The 6,234-nt window shown below is 34.8% G+C and carries 8 protein-coding genes and 2 pseudogenes; 7 read left to right on the forward strand and 3 right to left on the reverse strand.

What is annotated here, in order from left to right:
• Together JCM2765_RS15530 and JCM2765_RS15535 are read right to left on the reverse strand one after the other, a co-directional pair.
• Positions 1-152 (reverse strand): type II toxin-antitoxin system YafQ family toxin (locus JCM2765_RS15530; RefSeq protein ID WP_173585561.1); only part of this gene is annotated, 152 nt, incomplete at its 3' end.
• A complete protein-coding gene (locus tag JCM2765_RS15535; protein WP_003625288.1) occupies positions 142-420 on the reverse strand; it encodes a plasmid mobilization protein in 279 nt (92 codons plus the stop codon). The genes JCM2765_RS15535 and JCM2765_RS15530, both read right to left, overlap by 11 nt.
• 103 nt (positions 421-523) lie before the next feature.
• On the opposite strand from JCM2765_RS15535, the gene JCM2765_RS15540 reads away from it, so the two are divergent.
• The 7 genes and pseudogenes from JCM2765_RS15540 (at position 524) to JCM2765_RS15570 (ending at position 5,945) form a co-directional block, all read left to right on the forward strand.
• The gene (locus JCM2765_RS15540; RefSeq protein WP_054737474.1) at positions 524-1,111 is read left to right on the forward strand and encodes a site-specific integrase; all 588 of its coding nucleotides are present in this window, start codon (positions 524-526) and stop codon (positions 1,109-1,111) included.
• Between the two features lie 362 nt (positions 1,112-1,473).
• Complete coding sequence (locus tag JCM2765_RS15545) at positions 1,474-1,686, forward strand: hypothetical protein (protein WP_054737475.1); 213 nt, start codon at positions 1,474-1,476, stop codon at positions 1,684-1,686.
• Between the two features lie 718 nt (positions 1,687-2,404).
• Positions 2,405-3,339, forward strand: a pseudogene (locus JCM2765_RS15550) (replication initiation protein).
• A complete protein-coding gene (locus JCM2765_RS18430; protein ID WP_225352133.1) occupies positions 3,332-3,571 on the forward strand; it encodes a hypothetical protein in 240 nt (79 codons plus the stop codon). The pseudogene JCM2765_RS15550 and the gene JCM2765_RS18430 overlap by 8 nt, the downstream one beginning before the upstream one ends.
• Before the next feature lie 130 nt (positions 3,572-3,701).
• Positions 3,702-4,100 (forward strand): hypothetical protein, encoded by a 399-nt coding sequence (locus JCM2765_RS15560; protein ID WP_054737476.1) that lies wholly within the window; start codon positions 3,702-3,704, stop codon positions 4,098-4,100.
• 124 nt (positions 4,101-4,224) lie between these two features.
• A complete protein-coding gene (locus JCM2765_RS15565) occupies positions 4,225-4,908 on the forward strand; it encodes a hypothetical protein (RefSeq protein ID WP_054737477.1) in 684 nt (227 codons plus the stop codon).
• Positions 4,909-5,016: 108 nt separating this feature from the next.
• Positions 5,017-5,945 (forward strand): annotated as a pseudogene (locus tag JCM2765_RS15570) (IS30 family transposase).
• A gap of 138 nt (positions 5,946-6,083) precedes the next feature.
• On the opposite strand, the gene JCM2765_RS15575 reads toward JCM2765_RS15570, so the two are convergent.
• Positions 6,084-6,234 (reverse strand): type II toxin-antitoxin system YafQ family toxin (locus tag JCM2765_RS15575; protein WP_173585562.1); only part of this gene is annotated, 151 nt, incomplete at its 5' end.

Raw genomic sequence — 6,234 nt, forward strand, 5'->3', positions numbered from 1 at the left:
CCTTTTAATGCATGATCTTTAATCTGTTTCAAAACAAGTACATCTTGTTCAACAATTGCTTCTAAACAAGGCTTCAAGACAGTTATTGGAAAATGTTTTTTGACTAGTTTTTTTAATTCACGTTCAAAAGATTTGGTCTGTTTAATTTGCATCTAACTTATCGATCCAATCTTCAAAGTCAGTCAATGAACCAATGTTTTTGACCTGCCCTGTTTCTGCTTCTTTTTTAGCGGCTAAGGCTTCCGGAGAATCTAAAAAGCTGACTAATCGAACTTCATTATTGGCCGCTTTAACTAACGATAAGCGTATATACTCAGAAACGGTTAGCCCTTGTTTTGCTAGATTAGCTTTAGCCCGTTCACTAATGTCAGGTGTGACACGAGTTGAAATTGTCTTGTTTTTAATAATAGTATTACTCATTCTAATCCGCCTCCTTTAAGTTTACCATCGTACTACATTATAATATTCGATTTTTAGGTTTTCTGCAACTAAATTAATTTTAAAGTAAAGGAACTAACAGCTTATGCAACAAATTGTCCTACCCATCAAGGATTCAAATGTTCTCAAAGAGGTGCAAGATACGTTACTCAATAATTTCAAAGCTGGTCAGCGTAACTATACAATTTTTCAAGTTGGTAAAGCTACGCTGCTAAGAGTCAGTGACGTTATGTGCCTAAAACAATCAGATATCTTTAATCCGGACGGCTCCATTAAACAAAATGCGTTCATTCATGATCGAAAAACTGGTAAGCCTAATACCTTGTACCTTAAACCAGTTCAAACAGAGCTTTTATTGTATCGTCAATGGCTGCTTGATCATAAACTAGAATCTGAATGGCTCTTTCCGTCCATTCAACACCCAGAACGGCATATTACAGAAAAGCAGTTCTATAAAATCATGAGCAAAGTGGGTGATCTTTTAAGTATCAATTATCTTGGTACCCACACAATGCGCAAGACTGGAGCTTATCGAGTTTACACGCAATCTAATTATAATATTGGTTTGGTCATGCACTTATTAAATCATTCAAGTGAAGCCATGACTTTAGCTTATTTAGGCTTAGATCAATCCAGTACCGAAACCATGTTAGATCAAATTGATTTTGGTTAGTTTTCTTTGGGTTTTTAGTTGTTGCCGAAGGCAATTTCTGAGACAGATTTTAAGCACAAAACCCCCACTAAATTTTGGTGGGGTGTAAGTGCGCATTAAACTCATTTCATTCCGTTTAATGACGCTAAAAAATAGCTAACTTGATCATTAAAATAAAGGGTGTTTTTTAGTTCAATGCGCACTTATACACAACAACTAAAGTTGATTGTGCTTATACTAAAAAAAGTTGTATTAGATTTCGCTGCGCTCAAACAAATTTTTTTAATTGCTTTACACCGTTTTTTCTTTCTAAACTTAAGCACAATTTTTGAATAACTAACTATAAAAAGAGGCCTTTAATTTAAAGCTGAAATAATTAGCTAATGTTAGGAGTAACTCAGATGGACGAAAAGAAAGTATTAAAGCCAATTGATGAAATGCTTGTTGATCCTTGGCAAGTTGATATTCAAGAATTGTTTGAAGCTTTTGTTCATGAACCTGATGAGATCAAACAGAATTTGTATAATTCCTTGTACACTTACATTTTGCAAAAAAGACAAGAAGATATTATTAATCGACCAGGATTTGTAATTTAGCCCTCTAAAAGCTCGCTGAGGGCTTTTTATTTTGCTTTGGCATAATTATATGTAAATAAGCTTAAAACTGCTGAGAATTAAAAATAAAGGCCTTAAAAAGGAGTATAGCAATTAAATCCTTATTAAGTCTTAGAAAAACTAAGTGTTTGCTGTCAATGGTAGCGGACGAGCAAAGCGTGGGAGCATAAGGAATTGACAGCTCTTAACCATTCTTAACACTGAATTGGCGAAAGCCAAAGTTTCTATAAAACTTTGCTTTCCTGCCTAACGGCGAGTGAAAAAACGGTCAAGCTGGTTCAGCTTGGACAGGGTGCGGGGCGTCAGCGCCCGTATAAATGTGGCTTGCCACACCTTTTTAGGCAACGAACGGAGTGAGGCGCAAAGAGCGTAGCGAATGGAGTTTAATGTGAGCCGGTTTTTGGCTCACTCCTTTGTGTTTTTGATTTTAGGTCTTGATCTCGTACAGTGGTGCCTCTTTTATACCTCTTTTATAAACCTCTTTTAAACCTCTTTTAGGCACCTCTTGAGCCTTACTCTCCCAAGGAGTACAGAAGTTTATCAAGTACCTTTTGTCTGTTTATCAAGTACCTTTTGTCTGTTTATCAAGTACCTTTTGTCTGTTTATCAAGTACCTTTTGTCTGTTTATCAAGTACCTTTATAAGTTCGGTACTTGATAAACAGGTACTTCTACTGTAATATATCTTTGAGGTGATAATTATGTCTAATGAATTAGTTAAATATGACCCTGAATTAAATACTATTCCTCTGAGAAAATTTACCCCAGTTGAAATGAATTTATTTTTTTCAATTATTTCTCGTATGCGAGATCAAGGTAATAAAACAGTCCGTTTTTCTTTTGACCAATTAAAAGAACTTAGCAACTACAAGCCAACTGCGAATAAAAGATTTATTGATGATATTGAGAATACATACCAAAAATCCTCAGTCTTAGGTTTGGTCGTAGAAGTAAAAGTGGCTTGAATCGAGAATTTTTTGTTATGTTTACCGAGTTTGAAATTAAGGGCGAAGCTGAAGAACCTTACGTTGATATCCAAGTTTATCCCAAAGCCTTACACTTACTAAACGATTTAGAAAGTTGGGTTCGTTATGCCTTAACAGAATTTAGGAATTTAAAAAGTAGCTACGCAAAAACTATGTTTCGTTTAATTAAGCAATTTAGAACTACTGGTTATTCTTATTTTTCCAAAGAAGATTTCTTTGAGTTACTTGATATCCCTAAAAGTTATTGGAGTAGTCCCTCAAATATTGATAAAAAAGTTATTAAACCAATCAAAGAAGAATTAACTCCACTTTTTAGAGGATTAACTATTCGGAAAAAATATGGTAAAGGCCGCGGGAAACCAGTGATTGGGTATTCTTTTACTTGGAAGCCTGAAAGAAAAGACGCAAACGACTTTTCCCAAGGTAAGTTCCAAGACGAGCGTCAAAAACTTTTTAATATCGAGCATAATGGTGAATTAACAGAACAAGAAAAATGGCGCGCTACCGATAAAGTTAAAGGCCTACCACTAGGCTCAACTGAAAAACGGATTTTAGCCGAACGACAGATTGAGCATGATAAAAAAATAAGAGATCAGACAAGACAAGAAATGCTTGCTGAACTCCGGAATGGGTTTGGAAACAATGCCTAAAACTATTAGAGAACTTGCTGATGAATTGGATGTTTCAAAACAGAGAATTCAACAAATAATCACCAAATTATCGCCAAGCAAAACACCAAATAAAGAAGGTAATCGATATATATCGAATAACACAGATGTTCATAATATCAAGGCTGCAATGGGACTAGAAAAGGATAATTCACTCAAAAATTTAAAAGGACAAAACCATCATAAAAATAAGAAATGGTGGCTTTGGTGGTAGCAATTATGCTTAAAAACCATATAATAAAATACTTTGTATTCTCTAAAAAATAAACATGGAGTTTCTGGTGAATAATTCAGGTAATAGGTCATATTTTAATTTAAATAGATAATAGAATGAGGAAAAGGAAATGAAAAAATGGATTCAACTGAATTTACTACTATTAGTTGCAGTTGTAGGAATTTTTAGCATTAACAGGCCCGTTAATGCTAAGGCTTGGAAAAATACTGTCCCAACATACTTACGTGGAAATTGGGAAGAATATCCTTCGTCAGGACACGCAATCTTTTACACAATCAGTCGACATCGAATTATGGCTGGAATGACACAATCCGATGTTTATCCGTATAAAATTATGCAAACTGTTAAACATGGCCACTATTATTATATTAGGGGGTATTTAAGCTTAGGACATGTTTACATGACTTTTAAGTTTAAAAGAATATCGCCAACTAAGCTAATAACACCTAAAGGTAATGGAGGTGCGACGATATTACACAAGGTTAAGCACATCATTCAGTTTTATTAAACAGTTTCTAATGAATGATTTAACAACATAGTGTAAATTTACATTTTTAAATCAACACTTCTATTTTTAATAGCAAATTTCAGACTTCGTAACAGTACTAAATGATTTCGGAGGTTATTTTATTATGAATAGTATGAGTTGCAAACATCCATCAATTGCACCTTGGATTGGTCCTAATTATGAAAAGGCTAAAGTAAAACTAATTGTAGTTGGCGAGTCACATTATTTCCAATTACCTGAAGAGTATGAAAAGACATATAATCCAACCGATTGGTATCACCTAAATGATTCGCAATTTGTAGCTAAGTATCATATTGCTGACGGAACTGATTGGTTTAATACACGCTTTTTGGTGAAACGAACAGTTGATAAGTTACAAAACAACGAGAATCCCAAAATAGAGATGTTTACTAAAATTCCTAAGTTAATGGCTTACTATCCTTCAAAAACCGAACCTTCGTATGAGCAAATTGCTGAAAATCTAAATAAAATAATCTACTTTAACTTCTTTGGACGTCCTTCAGAGAAAAAAACATCAATGATTAAACAAGATGATATGGACAATAATTCTTCCTTTTGTCGATTTATCGAGATATTAAAAAAGCATCCACATGATTATGTGCTGATTTTGAGTAAGAAATCGTCAGAAATTATTAAACAGGAATTTGCGAATGCAAAAAAAGAAAAGGATAGAATTATACCTCATAATATTTTGTTTTTAGATCATACAAGATATATAGCTGGGTGGAACAAGGCAAAACCAGGACGATCACTAAAAAAGATTATTGATATCCTGAATTATTCATAGGACTTAAAAGGTAGATTGTAAAATTAATCCGAACGCTGTTCGGACAAAAAAGATCAGCTTCCTTTAAAATGGTGTTTACCACAAACCCATTTTTTAGGAGCTGATCTTTTGTCTAGTATAACCTATTCTGAACGAATTAAAATTGAAACCTTTTGTGAGCTAGGACTGACCAATATCCAAATGGCTGAGCGGTTAAAACGATCTCCGTCTACGATTTCTTATGAATTATCTCGTTGTCAACCTTATCAAGCTGAATTAGCACAGGCCAACGCTGAATCTAAACGGGCGCATTGTGGCCGAAAAACTAAACTGAATGCCAAATTAAAGCAAACCATTCTAAACCATTTACGTCTAAGCTGGTCACCAGAAGTGATTGCGCATGAGCTTAAACTAGCCACTAAATCTATTTATAATTGGCTATATCAGGGGAAAATTGAATTCTCCTTGAGTGAACTACCTGAACATGGGCTACGCCAACGGCGTAACCTTGACAAACGTTCTAAATATAATCAATCATTAGGGCGTTCAATTGAACAACGACCAATTGTGATTAACCAACGTAACCGCATCGGTGATTTTGAAATAGATACAGTGGTTGGACCTCGTGGACATAGCAAGGCTGCTTTATTAACGCTAATTGATCGCAAATCACGTTTTCTTTGGGCTTACCGATTAAAAGATCGGACAGCGGCGACTGTTAATGAAGCCCTAACTATGTTTCTAACAACTTTTAAGGGACCGGTACACACCTTTACTGTCGATCGTGGAACTGAGTTTAGCAATCTAGTGTCATTTGAACCACAATACGGTATTCAGACCTATTACTGCCATGCTTACACGCCCGCTGAACGCGTCAGTAATGAACGATTCAATCGGACTTACGTTATTTTTACCCTAAGGGGACTTGTTTTGAGCACATTAGTGCTCAAGATTTAACAACGACGTTACTCGAAATTAACCAACGCCCCCTTAAAGTGCTTAACTGGCAAACACCTTACCAAGTGATGCTGACTAATTTGTCAAAAAATTCGGATTAAATTTGCAATCTACCAAAAATAAGGGGCTATAATTCTCAAATAGCCCCTCAAAAACATTGAAAAAATAACCCCCAATATCTATAATTTAGATATTGGGGTTATTTTGATTTATTTTTTATAAGTACCCCTAACCTATAGCTATTGATTCAAGATTTCATGGGAGCCAGTTGCAACCAATAACAAAATCAATTCATCATGATCTAGCTGATAAATAACAATCCAGTTGTCATAATTTTTGCCATAGTTTCCATATCTGGCAGGGTGAAATTCACGATAACCACGCCAATTT

The sequence above is a fragment of the Secundilactobacillus similis DSM 23365 = JCM 2765 genome (assembly GCF_001311075.1).
Taxonomy (GTDB): domain Bacteria; phylum Bacillota; class Bacilli; order Lactobacillales; family Lactobacillaceae; genus Secundilactobacillus; species Secundilactobacillus similis.

Excerpts from the sequence above, each read along its gene's own strand:
- JCM2765_RS15535 (WP_003625288.1), bottom strand. The coding sequence starts at position 420 with ATGAGTAATACTATTATTAAAAACAAGACAATTTCAACTCGTGTCACA.
- JCM2765_RS15540 (WP_054737474.1), top strand. The coding sequence starts at position 524 with ATGCAACAAATTGTCCTACCCATCAAGGATTCAAATGTTCTCAAAGAG.
- JCM2765_RS15545 (WP_054737475.1), top strand. The coding sequence starts at position 1,474 with ATGTTAGGAGTAACTCAGATGGACGAAAAGAAAGTATTAAAGCCAATT.
- JCM2765_RS18430 (WP_225352133.1), top strand. The coding sequence starts at position 3,332 with ATGCCTAAAACTATTAGAGAACTTGCTGATGAATTGGATGTTTCAAAA.
- JCM2765_RS15560 (WP_054737476.1), top strand. The coding sequence starts at position 3,702 with ATGAAAAAATGGATTCAACTGAATTTACTACTATTAGTTGCAGTTGTA.
- JCM2765_RS15565 (WP_054737477.1), top strand. The coding sequence starts at position 4,225 with ATGAATAGTATGAGTTGCAAACATCCATCAATTGCACCTTGGATTGGT.